Genomic DNA, 15,610 nt, shown 5'->3' on the forward strand with positions numbered 1-15,610 from the left:
GGTTTTACCAACTAGCTTTTTTAACACCAGGAATTTGACCTTTATATGCAAGTTCACGGAAACAAATACGGCAAAGTTTAAATTTGCGGTATACAGAATGCGGACGACCGCAGCGTTCGCAACGTGTATACTCTTGTACTTTAAACTTAGGAGTACGCTTTTGTTTCGCTATCATAGATTTTTTAGCCACGTTTTCGCCTCCTCTACTTAGCGTTGGCTTCCATTATTTTTGGAATGGCATACCGAATTGTGTTAAAAGTTCACGAGCTTCTTCATCAGTTTTCGCTGTAGTAACGATTACGATGTCCATACCGCGGACTTTGCTTACTTTATCATAATCAATCTCAGGGAAAATAAGTTGCTCTTTAACACCTAATGTATAGTTTCCACGACCATCGAATGATTTCTTAGAAACACCACGGAAATCACGTACACGTGGTAAAGAAACTGATACTAATTTGTCGAAGAACTCATACATTTGCTCGCCGCGTAAAGTTACTTTCGCACCGATTGGCATACCTTCACGAAGACGGAAACCAGCGATTGATTTTTTAGCACGAGTTACAACAGGTTTTTGACCTGTGATTTGTGTTAATTCTTCTACTGCGTTGTCTAACGCTTTTGAGTTAGATACCGCGTCACCAACACCAGTGTTGATTACGATCTTTTCGATTTTTGGTACCTGCATTACAGATTTATAGTTAAACTTGCTCACTAGAGCAGGAGTAATTTCCTTTTGGAACTTCTCTTTAAGGCGATTCAATGAAGTGACCTCCTTTCTTAAGAAAATTATTTATCTAATAATTCACCAGATTTTTTTGCAATACGAACTTTTTTACCATCTTCTACTTTGAAGCCTACACGAGTAGGTTCACCTGTTTTCGGATCTAAAATCATAACGTTAGAAACGTGAATAGGTGCTTCTTTAGTAATAATTCCACCTTGTGGATTTAATTGAGATGGCTTAGAGTGCTTCTTAACGATATTGACACCCTCAACGATAACACGGTTTTGCTTTGGGAAAGCCACAAGGATAACGCCTTGTTTTCCTTTGTCTTTACCAGTGATTACCTGTACTTTATCACCTTTTTTTACATGCATCTTAATTCTGCACCTCCTTAGCAAGGCAATACCTTAAATTATAGAACTTCTGGAGCTAAAGAAACGATCTTCATGAAGTTGCTATCACGTAATTCACGAGCTACTGGTCCGAAGATACGAGTACCACGTGGGCTCTTATCGTCTTTAATGATAACCGCTGCGTTTTCATCAAATTTGATGTAAGAACCGTCCGGACGACGAGCTCCGCTCTTCGTACGTACCACTACTGCTTTAACAACGTCACCTTTTTTAACAACGCCACCTGGTGTTGCTTGTTTTACCGTAGCAACGATAATGTCACCAATGTTAGCATATTTACGACCAGAGCCGCCTAATACTTTAATTGTTAAAAGTTCACGTGCACCAGAGTTGTCAGCAACTTTCAAACGAGATTCTTGTTGGATCATGTTATGAAACCTCCCTTCGGACTAAAAATTCCGATTCGTCTATTTAGATAATAACCGCTTCTTCAACGATTTCAACTAAACGGAAACGCTTAGTAGCAGAAAGCGGGCGAGTTTCCATGATTTTAACGATATCGCCAAGTTTCGCTTGGTTTTGCTCATCATGGGCTTTGTACTTCTTAGAATACTTAACACGTTTTCCGTACAAGGAATGAGTTTTGTAAGTTTCAACTAAAACTGTAATCGTTTTGTCCATTTTGTCAGACACTACACGACCAGTATAAACTTTGCGTTGGTTACGTTCGCTCACTATGCAAACCTCCCCTCAATTTATCGATTAATTCCGATCTCTCTTTCACGAACTACAGTTTTCATACGAGCAATTGCTTTACGCACTTCACGAATGCGAGTTGGATTCTCTAATTGTCCTGTAGCAAGTTGGAAGCGAAGATTAAACAACTCTTCCTTTAAAGCTTTAACTTTTGTTTCGATTTCGGCAGTGGTTAATTCACGAATATCATTAGTTTTCATTAGATTCACCACCATTTTCTTCACGTTTTACGAATTTACATTTCACAGGTAACTTGTGAGCTGCAAGACGTAATGCTTCGCGTGCTACCTCTTCAGATACACCCGCGATTTCGAACATAATTTTCCCAGGTTTTACTACTGCTACCCAGCCTTCTGGTGCCCCTTTACCGGAACCCATACGTACTTCTAGAGGTTTTGCAGTGTAAGGTTTAGAAGGGAAAATTTTAATCCATACTTTACCGCCACGTTTCATGTAACGAGTCATTGCACGACGAGCAGCTTCGATTTGACGGTTTGTAATCCATGAAGCAGCTTGTGCTTGTAAACCGAATTCACCGAAAGCAATTTCAGTTCCACCTTTAGCACGACCACGCATTTTACCACGATGCTCTCTACGATATTTTACGCGTTTTGGCATTAACATATTATTTTCCTCCTTCCTCAGAAGCTTTCTTTTTTGTAGGAAGGACTTCTCCACGGTAGATCCATACTTTTACGCCTAATTTACCGTATGTTGTATCAGCTTCAACTGCTGCATAGTCAATATCAGCGCGAAGTGTATGAAGTGGAACAGTTCCTTCACTGTAAGATTCTGCACGAGCGATATCAGCTCCGCCAAGACGACCAGAAACCTGTGTTTTAATACCTTTAGCACCTGCACGCATAGCACGTTGAATAACTTGCTTTTGTGCACGACGGAATGATACACGGTTTTCTAATTGACGAGCGATGTTTTCGCCTACTAATTTAGCGTTAAGATCAGCTCTCTTAACTTCTAAAATGTTGATGTGTACACGCTTGCCTGTTAATTGGTTAAGAGCTTTACGAAGTGCTTCAACTTCAGTACCACCTTTACCAATTACCATACCAGGTTTTGCAGTGTGAATTGTAACATTTACACGATTTGCTGCACGTTCGATTTCTACTTTAGCAACAGCAGAATCTTTTAAGCGTACATTAATGTACTCACGGATTTTGATGTCTTCATGTAATAATGTAGCGTAATCTTTCTCAGCGAACCAACGAGATTCCCAGTCACGGATAACGCCGACACGAAGACCAATTGGATTAACCTTTTGACCCATCGATTATCCCTCCTTCTTTTCTGATACCACAACTGTGATGTGGCTTGTGCGTTTGTTAATTTGGCTTGCACGACCCATTGCACGTGGACGGAAACGTTTTAACGTTGGACCTTCGTCAACGAAAACTTTTTCAACAACTAGGTTGTTAATGTCCATCTCATAATTGTGCTCTGCATTTGCGATTGCAGATTTTAAAACTTTTTCTACAACTGGAGAAGCAGTTTTTGGTGTGTGGTTAAGGATAGCAATCGCTTCACCCACTTGCTTACCTCGGATTAAGTCTACTACTAAACGAACTTTACGAGGAGCAATACGAACTGTTCTCGCTACTGCTTTAGCTTGCATTGAAGTGCCTCCTCTCATTATCTTCTAGTTTTCTTATCGTCAGCAAGGTGACCTTTGTACGTACGAGTTGGTGCGAATTCACCTAACTTATGGCCAACCATATCCTCAGTGATGTACACAGGTACGTGTTTACGACCATCATATACAGCGATTGTGTGTCCGATGAACTGAGGGAAGATTGTTGAACGGCGAGACCAAGTTTTAACAACTTGTTTTTGCTCAGATGCAACTAATTTTTCCATTTTGCTCATTAAGTGATCATCGACAAATGGTCCTTTTTTTAAGCTACGAGCCATTTTGGTGCCTCCCTTCGTGATTGGCGTACGGTTCTAGAAATGAACCGTACTACAATCCCATTATTTTTTACGACGACGAACGATGAATTTGTCAGACGCTTTGTTTTTCTTACGAGTCTTGAATCCAAGAGTTGGTTTACCCCATGGAGACATTGGAGACTTACGTCCGATTGGAGAACGTCCTTCACCACCACCGTGTGGGTGATCAACCGGGTTCATTACAGAACCACGAACTGTTGGGCGTTTACCTAACCAGCGAGAGCGACCTGCTTTACCGATTTTGATAAGTTCGTGTTGTTCGTTACCTACTTGACCGATTGAAGCGCGACAAGCAGATAATACAAGACGTACTTCACCAGAAGTTAAACGTACAAGTACGTATTTACCTTCTTTACCAAGTACTTGAGCAGATGTACCAGCAGAACGAACTAATTGTCCGCCACGACCAGGCTTAAGCTCGATGTTATGAACAACAGTACCTACTGGAATGTTGATTAATGGTAATGCGTTACCGATTTTAATGTCAGCTTCTGGGCCAGACATAACTTCCATACCTACTTCTAAAGATTTAGGAGCAAGAATGTAACGTTTTTCACCGTCAACGTAGTTAATTAATGCGATATTCGCAGAGCGGTTTGGATCGTATTCGATCGTAGCAACGCGTCCTGGAATTCCATCTTTGTTACGCTTAAAGTCGATGATACGGTATTGACGCTTATGTCCGCCACCTTGATGACGTACAGTTATTTTACCTTGGTTATTACGACCAGCCTTCTTGCTTAAAGGAGCAAGTAATGACTTTTCGGGTCTATCAGTCGTGATTTCAGCGAAATCATTCGTAGTCATATTACGACGACCGTTAGTAGTTGGATTATACTTTTTGATTCCCATCTCAATTTCCCTCCTTCTTTAGTAAGAATTAAACGCCTTGGAAGATTTCGATTTCTTTGCTGTCAGCAGTTAGCTTAACGATTGCTTTACGACGACGGCTAGTAAAACCAGCGTGACGACCAACGCGTTTTGCTTTCGGCTTGTAGTTCATGATGTTCACTTTTTCTACTTTAACACCAAAGATCGCTTCAAGAGCATCTTTAACTTCTGTTTTATTAGATTTAACGTCCACATCGAACGTGTATTTTTTTTCAGCCATCATTTCCATAGAACGTTCAGTGATAACTGGGCGCTTAATGATATCACGAGGATCTCTCATTATGCAAGCACCTCCTCTACTTTTTCCACTGCCGCTTTTGTCATGATTAGCTTATCATGATGAAGCACGTCTAAAACGTTTACGCCATCAGCAGTGATTACTGTTACTCCAGGGATATTGCGAGCAGATAACTCTACAGATTCGTTTGCATCAGCAGTTACGATAAGAGCTTTCTTCTCAACAGTTAATCCTTTAAGTACTGCTAGCATATCTTTTGTTTTTGGTGCATTTAACACTAGGTCTTCAAGAACTACAATGTTGTTCTCAACTACTTTAGTAGCTAATGCAGATTTGATTGCTAAACGACGAACTTTCTTAGGAAGTTTGTACGCATAGCTTCTTGGTGTAGGTCCGAATACCGTACCACCACCACGCCATTGAGGAGAGCGGATAGACCCTTGACGAGCACGTCCAGTTCCTTTTTGACGCCATGGTTTACGACCACCACCGCGAACTTCAGAGCGAGTTTTTACTTTGTGTGTACCTTGACGTAAAGATGCACGTTGCATCATTACAGCTTCGAAAAGTACAGCTTCATTTGGTTCGATACCGAAAATAGCTTCAGCTAATTCGATTTCACCAACCTGTGAACCAGTTTGGTTATATACAGTAACTTTTGGCATTGGAATTCCTCCTTCCTATTGTGAATTATTTGCTAACCTTCACAGCGCCTTGAACAACTACAAGAGATTTCTTAGCACCTGGAACGTTACCTTTTACTAGTAATAAGTTGCGCTCAGTGTCAACTTGAACGATTTCTAAGTTTTGGATAGTAACTTGGTCTCCACCCATACGTCCAGCAAGTTTTTTGCCTTTGAATACACGGTTCGGAGCAACTGGGCCCATTGAACCTGGACGACGGTGATAGCGAGAACCATGAGACATAGGTCCGCGAGATTGTCCGTGGCGTTTGATAACACCTTGGAAACCTTTACCTTTAGAAATTCCTGTTACATCAACGATTTCACCTGTAGCGAATACGTCAACTTTTACCTCTTGACCAACCTCTAATCCGTCCACGTCTGCATCGCGGATTTCGCGAATGAAGCGCTTAGGAGTTGTAGATGCTTTAGCAGTGTGGCCTTGTTCAGGTTTGTTAGTTAACTTTTCACGTTTATCTTCAAATCCTAACTGGATTGCATTGTAGCCATCAGTTTCAGTTGTTTTCTTTTGAAGAACAACGTTTGGATTAGCAGCGATAACTGTTACTGGGATTAACTCACCGTTCTCAGCAAATACTTGAGTCATACCGATCTTTCTTCCTAAGATTCCTTTGGTCATGAGTTACACCTCCTACATTTTTAAGTTATATAAATTATAGTTTGATTTCGATATCTACACCAGATGGTAAATCTAAACGCATTAATGAATCTACTGTTTGTGGAGTAGGACTCACGATGTCGATTAGACGTTTGTGCGTGCGCATTTCGAATTGCTCACGAGAATCTTTGTACTTATGAACAGCACGAAGAATTGTGTAAACAGTTTTTTCAGTTGGTAATGGGATCGGACCAGAAACTGTTGCCCCAGAACGCTTAGCTGTTTCTACAATTTTCTCAGCTGACTGATCAAGAATACGGTGATCGTAAGCTTTTAAACGGATACGAATTTTTTCTTTTGCCATTATTTTCCCTCCTTCGTTCGCCTATTTCTAAAATAGACCTTCTCCATGGAAATTTCCCCACACCATGCCATGGCAAAGCGGCCGGGTGTGTCAGCAACCTTCCACTTCATCGCAGTCAAAGACCAACATTGTCTATTATACAATGTTATTCGTCTAGATGCAAGCATCTTTTTGTTTGCATCTGCTTTTCTCTACTTTTGCTATTATACATGGCACTTTAAAGAATTTCAAGTTTTCATCTAACAGAATTCATTTTACAGTTTCTGGATTATCTTTTGTTGTTTTTATATTACTATAGAAGAAACTCGTCAAAACAAAAAAACACTCTCTTCTCCCTTATATAAACGCAAACAAAAAACCTAAGGGAAAATCCCTTAGGTTTTTTTATATCAGTTAAGATTACTCAACGATAGTAGCAACTACACCGTAACCTACTGTACGTCCACCTTCACGAATAGAGAATTTAGTTCCCTCTTCGATAGCGATTGGAGCGATAAGTTCGATAGTCATTTCGATGTTGTCACCAGGCATTACCATTTCAGTACCTTCTGGTAATTGGATGATACCAGTTACGTCAGTTGTACGGAAGTAGAACTGAGGACGGTAGTTAGCGAAGAATGGAGTGTGACGTCCACCTTCTTCTTTAGATAATACGAAAACTTCAGCTTTGAATTTAGCGTGAGCTTTTACAGAACCGCTTTTTGCAAGTACTTGTCCACGTTGGATGTCTTCACGAGCAACCCCACGAAGTAAAGCACCGATGTTGTCTCCAGCTTGAGCTTGGTCAAGAAGTTTACGGAACATCTCTACACCAGTTACAGTTGTAGAAGCATTTTCTTCAGCAAGACCGATGATTTCTACTACGTCACCAACTTTAACGATACCGCGCTCAACACGACCAGTAGCAACTGTACCACGACCTGTGATAGAGAATACGTCCTCTACAGGCATTAAGAATGGTTTGTCAGTTTCACGTTCTGGAGTTGGGATGTAAGCATCAACTTCAGCCATTAATTCAATGATTTTTGCTTCCCAATCAGCTTCTCCTTGAAGAGCTTTAAGAGCAGAACCTTTGATTACAGGAATGTCGTCGCCTGGGAATCCGTATTCAGATAATAGGTCGCGAACTTCCATTTCTACTAATTCTAATAATTCTTCGTCATCTACCATGTCGCATTTGTTTAAGAATACAACGATGTAAGGAACACCTACTTGACGAGAAAGAAGGATGTGCTCACGTGTTTGAGGCATTGGGCCATCAGCAGCAGATACTACTAAGATACCGCCGTCCATTTGAGCAGCACCAGTGATCATGTTTTTAACATAGTCAGCGTGACCTGGGCAGTCAACGTGTGCATAGTGACGAGTTTCAGTTTCGTACTCAACGTGTGCAGTTGAGATTGTGATACCGCGCTCTCTTTCTTCTGGAGCAGCATCGATTTGATCGTATCCGCGTGCTTCAGCACCACCAGCTTTTGCAAGAACTGTAGTGATCGCAGCAGTTAATGTAGTTTTACCATGGTCAACGTGGCCGATTGTACCGATGTTAACATGGGGTTTAGAACGTTCGAATTTAGCTTTAGCCATTCTAAATTCCTCCTTAGTTTATATAGGTTATTTTATATTTAGACTAGAAAGTGAAACTTACGTCCCACTTTCTAAGCTTACATAAGTAGTTATACTTGAACAATCGATAAAAATCAATTATTCACCTTTATTTTTTTTGATAATTTCTTCAGAAACAGACTTTGGTACTTCTTCATAGTGGTCAAACACCATAGAGAATGTTCCGCGTCCTTGAGTGTTAGAACGTAATGACGTTGCATAACCGAACATTTCAGAAAGTGGAACCATAGCGCGAACAACTTGTGCGTTACCGCGAGCTTCCATACCTTCTACACGTCCACGACGAGATGTTACGTCACCCATAATGTCACCCATGTACTCTTCAGGAATTACAACTTCAACTTTCATCATTGGCTCAAGAATTACTGGGCTACATTTAGAAACCGCAGCTTTAAGTGCCATAGATGCAGCGATTTTGAACGCCATCTCAGATGAATCGACATCATGGTAAGATCCGTCAACTAATGCAGCTTTAATGTCAACTAGTGGATAACCAGCTAGTACACCATTTTTAAGTGCATCTTCAAGACCTGCTCCAACAGCTGGGATGTATTCACGAGGAACTACACCACCGACGATCTTGTTTTCGAATTCGAATCCTTTACCTTCTTCGTTAGGTTCAAACTCAATCCAAACGTGACCGAATTGTCCACGACCACCAGATTGACGAGCGAACTTACCTTCAACTTTCGCAGCAGCGCGGAAAGTCTCACGGTATGCTACCTGAGGAGCACCAACGTTTGCTTCCACTTTGAATTCACGACGCATACGGTCAACGATGATATCAAGGTGAAGTTCACCCATACCAGCGATGATAGTTTGGCCAGTTTCTTGGTCAGTGTGAGCACGGAATGTTGGATCTTCTTCAGAAAGCTTAGATAATGCTGTACCCATTTTATCTTGGTCAGCTTTAGATTTTGGTTCGATAGCTACAGAGATAACTGGCTCTGGGAATTCCATAGACTCAAGGATAACAAGGCTCTTCTCGTCACAAAGAGTATCACCAGTAGTAGTATCTTTTAAACCTACAGCAGCAGCGATATCACCAGCGTAAACTGTTGAAATCTCTTCACGGCTGTTAGCGTGCATTTGTAGGATACGACCTACACGCTCACGCTTACCTTTAGTTGAGTTTTTCACGTATGATCCAGAGTTTAACACACCAGAGTACACACGGAAGAACGTTAACTTACCAACATAAGGGTCAGTCATGATTTTGAATGCTAAAGCTGCGAATGGTTCTTCATCGCTAGACTTACGTTCTACTTCTTCATCTGTATCCGGTAGAGTACCTTTAATAGCAGGTACATCTAGTGGAGATGGAAGGTAGTCGATAACTGCGTCTAACAGAATTTGAACACCTTTGTTTTTGAATGCAGAACCACAGATTACTGGGAAGAATTCTACAGAAGTTGTAGCCTTACGGATACCAGCTTTAAGCTCTTCTACAGTGATTTCTTCACCTTCTAGGTACTTCATCATCATTTCTTCATCAAGCTCAGCTACCGCTTCAATAAGTTTTCCACGGTATTCTTCAGCTAATTCTTTGTGCTCTTCAGGAATTTCAACACGTTGAATGTCTGTTCCTAAATCGTTACCGTACATGTAAGCACACTCTTCAACAAGGTCAATGATACCATTGAACTCATCTTCAGCACCGATTGGTAACTGAATTGGATGTGCGTTTGCTTGTAAACGATCGTGGATTGTTCCTACAGAGTATAAGAAATCTGCACCGATCTTATCCATTTTGTTAACGAATACGATACGAGGTACGCCGTAAGTAGTAGCCTGACGCCAAACAGTTTCTGTTTGTGGTTCTACACCAGATTGCGCATCAAGTACTGCTACAGCGCCATCAAGTACGCGTAAAGAACGTTCTACTTCTACTGTGAAATCTACGTGTCCTGGAGTATCAATGATGTTTACACGATGACCTTTCCATTGTGCTGTAGTTGCAGCAGAAGTAATTGTGATACCACGCTCTTGCTCTTGCTCCATCCAGTCCATCTGAGATGCACCTTCGTGAGTTTCACCGATTTTATGAATACGTCCTGTGTAGTACAGAATACGCTCAGTTGCTGTTGTTTTACCAGCATCGATGTGAGCCATGATACCAATATTACGAGTGTTTTCTAAAGAGAACTCTCTTGCCATTTGGTGTCTTGCTCCTTCCATATATGGATTGGATTTTTTTATTTTAAGTAGCAAAAAAGCCACTTTATATTGTTACACATGTCAGTATGTCCAGTACTCTCATTATGTAAAACGAGCGCCCGATGAAAGGGAGAGGCATTCTCCCTCTCCACACTTCCATAAGCGACAAATAAAGCGGTTTATGCTTACATTTATTTTACGTTGAATCCTACCAACGGTAATGAGCAAATGCTTTGTTAGCTTCTGCCATTTTATGAGTGTCTTCACGTTTCTTAACAGATGCACCAGCGTTGTTAGCTGCATCTAAGATTTCGTTAGCAAGACGCTCTTCCATAGTTTTTTCACCACGAAGACGAGCGTAGTTTACTAACCAACGAAGACCTAAAGTTGTACGGCGTTCTGGACGAACCTCAACTGGAACTTGGTAGTTAGCACCACCAACACGACGAGCGCGTACTTCAAGAACAGGCATGATGTTCTTAAGAGCTTGCTCGAATACTTCCATTGGCTCTTTACCAGTACGTTCGTTTACGATATCGAACGCATTATAAAGAATTGTTTGAGATTTACCTTTTTTACCGTCAACCATCATTTTGTTGATAAGGCGTGTTACTAGCTTCGAATTGTACATTGGATCTGGTAACACGTCACGTTTCGCAACAGGTCCTTTACGAGGCATATTGAGTTCCTCCTTTCATTTTAAAGTTATTATTTTTTAGCAGGTTTTGGTCTCTTAGTACCATATTTAGAACGTCCTTGCATACGTTTGTCAACACCAGCTGTGTCAAGCGCACCACGAACGATGTGGTAACGTACCCCCGGTAAATCCTTTACACGACCACCGCGAATTAATACTACGCTATGCTCTTGTAGGTTATGACCGATACCTGGGATGTAAGCTGTAACCTCGATACCGTTTGTTAAACGTACACGAGCGTATTTACGTAACGCTGAGTTAGGTTTCTTTGGAGTCATTGTACCAACACGAGTACATACACCACGTTTTTGAGGTGCAGAGATATCAGTTGATTTTTTCTTTAAAGAGTTAAAACCTTTGTTTAACGCAGGTGATTTAGATTTCCATACTTTATCAGTACGACCATTTCTCACTAATTGGTTAATAGTAGGCATTTGATTATCCTCCCTTCGCATGTTTGTATGACCACATATCCAGGTGGTTCATTATTAGTTGAAAACAAAGTTTTTGCAAGGAAGAGCAAATGCTCTCTCCTCACAAAAACAGTTTTAACTTATTATTCCTATTGCTGAAGCTCCCACTTGAATCCCCGAAGCTTTACCAAGCTTACGAACTGATTCAACTTTTGTTATGGGCACGTTATATTGCATTGCAACACGAATGATAGCATGGGTTAACCGCATGTCAGCATCCTCTGCGATGACAACTTCTTTAACTGTACCATTTTTGATTGCCTCCAATGTGCGTTTATGACCAACGACTACATTTTCAGCAGTTGATACTTTTTGATAAGACATATAAATATCCTCCAAAGCATCGTTCAGGAGCAACCTTGATTATAGTAACATTTTGACTCATACAATGTCAACTAAGATTAATTGTTTTTATACAAAATTTATGCCGGAAAATTTTACTGTTCCACATAAACCTCATCGTTTTCTACATTCATGTCATCTTGTGTTGTTTTTACAAGATCCACTTTGCGATAACGATTCATACCTGTTCCAGCAGGAACAAGTTTACCGATAATAACATTTTCTTTTAATCCTAGAAGTTCATCGCGTTTACCCTTAATTGCTGCATCAGTTAAGACACGAGTTGTTTCTTGGAACGATGCTGCAGATAAGAATGAATCTGTTTCAAGTGAAGCTTTTGTAATACCAAGTAGAACAGGTCTAGCTGTTGCTGGTTGCTTACCTTGCAGTAAGACCTTAGCATTCGCATCAGTGAACTGATGGATATCTAGTAATGTTCCTGGTAATACATCTGTTTCACCTGCATCACTTACACGAACTTTACGTAACATTTGACGTACCATTACTTCTACGTGTTTGTCACCAATTTCTACCCCTTGCATACGGTATACTTTTTGAACTTCACGTAATAAGTATTCTTGAACCGCCGTAATGTCCGTTACTTTTAGTAATTCTTTCGGATCAATAGAACCTTCTGTTAACTCTTTACCGTGGCTAATTGGCTGTCCTGGAGTTACTTTCAGACGAGCACCGTAAGGAATAGCATACGTACGAGCTTCAACTTCACCCTGTACAACTACTTCTTGGCGATCTTTAACGTCGTTGATCGCTGCGATAACACCGTCGATTTCACTGATAACTGCCTGACCTTTCGGATTACGAGCTTCGAAGATCTCTTGGATACGAGGTAAACCTTGAGTGATATCATCTCCGGCAACCCCACCTGTATGGAATGTACGCATCGTTAACTGTGTACCTGGCTCACCGATAGATTGAGCTGCGATAATACCTACCGCTTCTCCTACTTCTACGTCTGTTCCAGTTGCTAAGTTACGACCGTAACACTTCTTACATACACCGTGGCGAGTGTTACACGTAAACGCTGAACGAATGTTTACAGTTTCAACACCCGAATTTTCAACGATATGAGCGATATCTTCAGTAATTAATTGATTTTCAGCAACTAATACTTCACCTGTTTCAGGATGTTTTACAGTTTTTCTTGCAAAACGTCCAACAAGACGATCATATAATGACTCGATAACTTCATTACCCTCTTTAATCGCACCGATTAATAAACCGCGATCTGTTCCACAATCATCTTCACGAACGATTACATCTTGTGCAACGTCAACAAGACGACGTGTTAAGTAACCAGAATCGGCAGTTTTAAGTGCTGTATCAGCAAGACCTTTACGCGCACCGTGCGTAGAGATGAAGTACTCAAGTACTGTTAAACCTTCACGGAAACTCGATTTGATTGGAAGTTCGATGATACGACCAGATGGATTGGCCATAAGACCACGCATACCAGCAAGCTGAGTAAAGTTAGATGCGTTACCACGGGCACCTGAGTCACTCATCATGAAGATTGGGTTGCGTTTATTCAAGGATTTCATCAGTTTTCCTTGGATAACATCTTTTGCATTACTCCAAATAGAGATAACGCGATCGTAACGTTCTTCTTCCGTGATTAAACCGCGACGGAATTGTTTAATTACATTATCTACTTTTGCTTGTGCTTCGTGGAGAATTTCATCTTTTTCGCCTAATACAAGAATGTCAGATACCCCAACTGTAATACCAGCTTTTGTAGAGTACTTGAATCCTAAGTTTTTCATACGGTCAAGCATGCGAGACGTTTCTGTAATTTGGAAACGTTTGAATACTTCCGCAATGATGTTACCAAGGATTTTCTTGCTAAATGGCGCCACTTCTTCGCGACTAGCAATAATTTCTTTAATGTTCGCACCTTTTTCAACGAAATATTTCGCTGGTGTTTCTTTTTCAAGGTTTGAATTTGTTGGTTCATTAATATAAGGGAACGACTCTGGTAAGATTTCGTTAAATATTAATTTACCAACTGTTGTTAATAGAAGCATACTCTTTTGCTCTTCAGTAAATGTTGCGTTGTTTACTGCACTTGCAGCTACTGCAACACGTGTATGAAGATGAACATATCCATTTTGATATGCAAGCAATGCTTCGTTTGCATCTTTGAAGACCATACCTTCACCGATTGCACCTTCACGCTCAAGTGTTAAGTAATAGTTACCTAATACCATATCCTGAGATGGAGTAACAACTGGTTTACCGTCTTTCGGGTTCAAGATGTTTTGTGCCGCTAACATAAGAAGACGAGCTTCAGCTTGAGCTTCTGATGATAAAGGTACGTGAACGGCCATTTGGTCACCGTCAAAGTCCGCGTTGTATGCAGTACATACAAGTGGGTGAAGACGGATTGCGCGACCTTCTACTAATGTAGGTTCAAACGCCTGGATACCAAGACGGTGAAGTGTTGGTGCGCGGTTTAGAAGTACTGGATGTTCTTTAATCACAGACTCTAAAACGTCCCAAACTTCAGGTTGTACACGCTCGATTTTACGTTTCGCACTCTTAATGTTATGTGCTAATCCTTTTTCAACTAACTCTTTCATTACGAAAGGTTTGAACAGTTCAAGCGCCATTTCTTTTGGTAATCCACATTGATACATCTTTAAGTTCGGTCCTACAACGATTACAGAACGACCAGAGTAGTCAACACGTTTACCTAATAAGTTTTGACGGAAACGTCCTTGTTTACCTTTAAGCATGTGAGATAGTGATTTTAATGGACGGTTACCTGGTCCAGTAACTGGACGGCCACGACGACCATTATCGATTAATGCGTCTACAGCTTCTTGTAACATACGTTTTTCGTTTTGAACGATGATGCTTGGTGCACCTAAGTCCAATAGACGTTTTAAACGATTGTTACGGTTAATTACACGACGGTATAAGTCGTTTAAGTCAGAAGTAGCAAAACGTCCACCGTCTAACTGTACCATTGGGCGTAGTTCTGGTGGAATTACTGGTAGAACATCTAAGATCATCCAAGACGGTTCATTTCCAGAGTTACGGAATGCTTCTAATACTTCTAGACGTTTAATAGCACGAGTACGGCGTTGTCCTTGTGCTGTTTTTAATTCTTCTTTTAAGAAGTCTACTTCTTTATCTAAATCGATGTCTTGTAGTAGCTTTTTAATTGCTTCTGCACCCATAGCAGCTTGGAATGTGCTACCATATCGATCACGATATGCACGGTATTCTTTTTCAGAAAGTAATTGCTTCTTATCAAGTGGTGTATCTCCACTTTCTGTTACAACATAAGAAGCGAAATAAATTACTTCTTCAAGCGCGCGAGGGGACATGTCTAAGACAAGTCCCATGCGGCTCGGGATACCTTTGAAATACCAAATATGAGATACAGGAGCAGCTAATTCGATATGACCCATACGTTCACGACGTACTTTTGCACGCGTTACTTCAACGCCACATCGATCACAAACTACACCTTTATAACGTACACGTTTGTATTTTCCGCAATGACATTCCCAGTCCTTTTGTGGTCCGAAAATACGCTCACAGAACAAGCCATCTTTTTCAGGCTTTAACGTACGATAGTTAATAGTTTCTGGTTTCTTAACTTCACCGTATGACCAAGAACGAATCTTGTCAGGTGAAGCAAGTCCAATCTTCATATATTCAAAGTTATTTACATCTATCAAGGGGCCTACCTC

Annotated in this window: 21 protein-coding genes; all 21 read right to left on the bottom strand. The window is 40.8% G+C overall.

From position 1 onward, the window contains the following. Window positions 1-4 precede the first annotated feature (4 nt). A complete protein-coding gene (gene rpsN, locus AB6801_RS29245) occupies window positions 5-190 on the bottom strand; it encodes a 30S ribosomal protein S14 (protein WP_001085700.1) in 186 nt (61 codons plus the stop codon). Window positions 191-223: 33 nt separating this feature from the next. Beyond that, on the bottom strand, window positions 224-763 hold the full coding sequence (gene rplE / locus AB6801_RS29250; protein WP_001080831.1) for a 50S ribosomal protein L5: 540 nt from the start codon (window positions 761-763) through the stop codon (window positions 224-226). Window positions 764-789: 26 nt separating this feature from the next. After that, window positions 790-1,101, bottom strand: a complete 312-nt coding sequence (rplX, locus tag AB6801_RS29255; RefSeq protein ID WP_000558200.1) for a 50S ribosomal protein L24 — start codon at window positions 1,099-1,101, stop codon at window positions 790-792. Window positions 1,102-1,139: 38 nt separating this feature from the next. Next, a complete protein-coding gene (rplN, locus tag AB6801_RS29260) occupies window positions 1,140-1,508 on the bottom strand; it encodes a 50S ribosomal protein L14 (protein ID WP_000615912.1) in 369 nt (122 codons plus the stop codon). Window positions 1,509-1,551: 43 nt separating this feature from the next. Then, window positions 1,552-1,815, bottom strand: a complete 264-nt coding sequence (gene rpsQ / locus AB6801_RS29265) for a 30S ribosomal protein S17 (RefSeq protein WP_000004106.1) — start codon at window positions 1,813-1,815, stop codon at window positions 1,552-1,554. Between the two features lie 20 nt (window positions 1,816-1,835). Beyond that, window positions 1,836-2,036 carry a 50S ribosomal protein L29 gene (rpmC, locus tag AB6801_RS29270; RefSeq protein ID WP_000855718.1) on the bottom strand — a complete coding sequence of 67 codons (201 nt, stop codon included), beginning with the start codon at window positions 2,034-2,036 and terminating at the stop codon, window positions 1,836-1,838. Further along, window positions 2,026-2,460, bottom strand: a complete 435-nt coding sequence (gene rplP / locus AB6801_RS29275) for a 50S ribosomal protein L16 (RefSeq protein WP_000928969.1) — start codon at window positions 2,458-2,460, stop codon at window positions 2,026-2,028. Before rplP ends, rpmC begins: the two co-directional genes overlap by 11 nt. Before the next feature lies 1 nt (window position 2,461). Continuing rightward, a complete protein-coding gene (gene rpsC / locus AB6801_RS29280) occupies window positions 2,462-3,121 on the bottom strand; it encodes a 30S ribosomal protein S3 (RefSeq protein ID WP_000529956.1) in 660 nt (219 codons plus the stop codon). 3 nt (window positions 3,122-3,124) lie between these two features. Then, window positions 3,125-3,466 carry a 50S ribosomal protein L22 gene (gene rplV / locus AB6801_RS29285; RefSeq protein ID WP_001148024.1) on the bottom strand — a complete coding sequence of 114 codons (342 nt, stop codon included), beginning with the start codon at window positions 3,464-3,466 and terminating at the stop codon, window positions 3,125-3,127. 17 nt (window positions 3,467-3,483) lie between these two features. Next, window positions 3,484-3,762, bottom strand: coding sequence for a 30S ribosomal protein S19 (gene rpsS, locus AB6801_RS29290; protein WP_000124454.1), 279 nt, complete (start codon window positions 3,760-3,762; stop codon window positions 3,484-3,486). Between the two features lie 60 nt (window positions 3,763-3,822). Next, window positions 3,823-4,653 carry a 50S ribosomal protein L2 gene (rplB, locus tag AB6801_RS29295; protein WP_000511583.1) on the bottom strand — a complete coding sequence of 277 codons (831 nt, stop codon included), beginning with the start codon at window positions 4,651-4,653 and terminating at the stop codon, window positions 3,823-3,825. Between the two features lie 28 nt (window positions 4,654-4,681). Then, on the bottom strand, window positions 4,682-4,972 hold the full coding sequence (gene rplW / locus AB6801_RS29300; RefSeq protein ID WP_001205558.1) for a 50S ribosomal protein L23: 291 nt from the start codon (window positions 4,970-4,972) through the stop codon (window positions 4,682-4,684). After that, window positions 4,972-5,595 carry a 50S ribosomal protein L4 gene (gene rplD / locus AB6801_RS29305; protein ID WP_001127258.1) on the bottom strand — a complete coding sequence of 208 codons (624 nt, stop codon included), beginning with the start codon at window positions 5,593-5,595 and terminating at the stop codon, window positions 4,972-4,974. The genes rplW and rplD overlap by 1 nt, the downstream gene beginning before the upstream one ends. A 25-nt stretch (window positions 5,596-5,620) precedes the next feature. Then, window positions 5,621-6,253 carry a 50S ribosomal protein L3 gene (rplC, locus tag AB6801_RS29310; RefSeq protein ID WP_000160207.1) on the bottom strand — a complete coding sequence of 211 codons (633 nt, stop codon included), beginning with the start codon at window positions 6,251-6,253 and terminating at the stop codon, window positions 5,621-5,623. 34 nt (window positions 6,254-6,287) lie between these two features. Continuing rightward, a complete protein-coding gene (rpsJ, locus tag AB6801_RS29315; protein WP_001040596.1) occupies window positions 6,288-6,596 on the bottom strand; it encodes a 30S ribosomal protein S10 in 309 nt (102 codons plus the stop codon). A gap of 399 nt (window positions 6,597-6,995) precedes the next feature. Continuing rightward, window positions 6,996-8,183 carry an elongation factor Tu gene (gene tuf, locus AB6801_RS29320; RefSeq protein ID WP_001029614.1) on the bottom strand — a complete coding sequence of 396 codons (1,188 nt, stop codon included), beginning with the start codon at window positions 8,181-8,183 and terminating at the stop codon, window positions 6,996-6,998. Between the two features lie 117 nt (window positions 8,184-8,300). Next, complete coding sequence (fusA, locus tag AB6801_RS29325; RefSeq protein ID WP_000090370.1) at window positions 8,301-10,379, bottom strand: elongation factor G; 2,079 nt, start codon at window positions 10,377-10,379, stop codon at window positions 8,301-8,303. 208 nt (window positions 10,380-10,587) lie between these two features. Next, window positions 10,588-11,058: a 30S ribosomal protein S7 gene (gene rpsG, locus AB6801_RS29330; RefSeq protein WP_001137491.1), complete on the bottom strand. Its 471-nt coding sequence runs from the start codon at window positions 11,056-11,058 to the stop codon at window positions 10,588-10,590. Window positions 11,059-11,087: 29 nt separating this feature from the next. Then, window positions 11,088-11,510, bottom strand: coding sequence for a 30S ribosomal protein S12 (rpsL, locus tag AB6801_RS29335; RefSeq protein ID WP_001142341.1), 423 nt, complete (start codon window positions 11,508-11,510; stop codon window positions 11,088-11,090). A 114-nt stretch (window positions 11,511-11,624) separates the two neighbouring features. Further along, entirely contained in the window at window positions 11,625-11,873 is a 249-nt protein-coding gene (locus AB6801_RS29340) for a 50S ribosomal protein L7ae-like protein (RefSeq protein ID WP_000121837.1), read from the bottom strand. A 113-nt stretch (window positions 11,874-11,986) separates the two neighbouring features. Continuing rightward, window positions 11,987-15,598, bottom strand: a complete 3,612-nt coding sequence (gene rpoC, locus AB6801_RS29345; RefSeq protein ID WP_000567939.1) for a DNA-directed RNA polymerase subunit beta' — start codon at window positions 15,596-15,598, stop codon at window positions 11,987-11,989. Between the last annotated feature and the right edge of the window lie 12 nt (window positions 15,599-15,610).

The organism is Bacillus sp. RCC_6_1 (genome assembly GCF_041360755.1).
GTDB classification, from domain to species: domain Bacteria; phylum Bacillota; class Bacilli; order Bacillales; family Bacillaceae_G; genus Bacillus_A; species Bacillus_A cereus.

What these genes read in the sequence shown, in the direction of transcription:
- rplX (WP_000558200.1), bottom strand. Translation starts at nt 1,101, where the DNA reads ATGCATGTAAAAAAAGGTGATAAAGTACAGGTAATCACTGGTAAAGAC.
- rplN (WP_000615912.1), bottom strand. Translation starts at nt 1,508, where the DNA reads ATGATCCAACAAGAATCTCGTTTGAAAGTTGCTGACAACTCTGGTGCA.
- rpmC (WP_000855718.1), bottom strand. Translation starts at nt 2,036, where the DNA reads ATGAAAACTAATGATATTCGTGAATTAACCACTGCCGAAATCGAAACA.
- rplP (WP_000928969.1), bottom strand. Translation starts at nt 2,460, where the DNA reads ATGTTAATGCCAAAACGCGTAAAATATCGTAGAGAGCATCGTGGTAAA.
- rpsC (WP_000529956.1), bottom strand. Translation starts at nt 3,121, where the DNA reads ATGGGTCAAAAGGTTAATCCAATTGGTCTTCGTGTCGGCGTTATCCGT.
- rplV (WP_001148024.1), bottom strand. Translation starts at nt 3,466, where the DNA reads ATGCAAGCTAAAGCAGTAGCGAGAACAGTTCGTATTGCTCCTCGTAAA.
- rpsS (WP_000124454.1), bottom strand. Translation starts at nt 3,762, where the DNA reads ATGGCTCGTAGCTTAAAAAAAGGACCATTTGTCGATGATCACTTAATG.
- rplB (WP_000511583.1), bottom strand. Translation starts at nt 4,653, where the DNA reads ATGGGAATCAAAAAGTATAATCCAACTACTAACGGTCGTCGTAATATG.
- rplW (WP_001205558.1), bottom strand. Translation starts at nt 4,972, where the DNA reads ATGAGAGATCCTCGTGATATCATTAAGCGCCCAGTTATCACTGAACGT.
- rplD (WP_001127258.1), bottom strand. Translation starts at nt 5,595, where the DNA reads ATGCCAAAAGTTACTGTATATAACCAAACTGGTTCACAGGTTGGTGAA.
- rplC (WP_000160207.1), bottom strand. Translation starts at nt 6,253, where the DNA reads ATGACCAAAGGAATCTTAGGAAGAAAGATCGGTATGACTCAAGTATTT.
- rpsJ (WP_001040596.1), bottom strand. Translation starts at nt 6,596, where the DNA reads ATGGCAAAAGAAAAAATTCGTATCCGTTTAAAAGCTTACGATCACCGT.
- tuf (WP_001029614.1), bottom strand. Translation starts at nt 8,183, where the DNA reads ATGGCTAAAGCTAAATTCGAACGTTCTAAACCCCATGTTAACATCGGT.
- fusA (WP_000090370.1), bottom strand. Translation starts at nt 10,379, where the DNA reads ATGGCAAGAGAGTTCTCTTTAGAAAACACTCGTAATATTGGTATCATG.
- rpsG (WP_001137491.1), bottom strand. Translation starts at nt 11,058, where the DNA reads ATGCCTCGTAAAGGACCTGTTGCGAAACGTGACGTGTTACCAGATCCA.
- rpsL (WP_001142341.1), bottom strand. Translation starts at nt 11,510, where the DNA reads ATGCCTACTATTAACCAATTAGTGAGAAATGGTCGTACTGATAAAGTA.
- AB6801_RS29340 (WP_000121837.1), bottom strand. Translation starts at nt 11,873, where the DNA reads ATGTCTTATCAAAAAGTATCAACTGCTGAAAATGTAGTCGTTGGTCAT.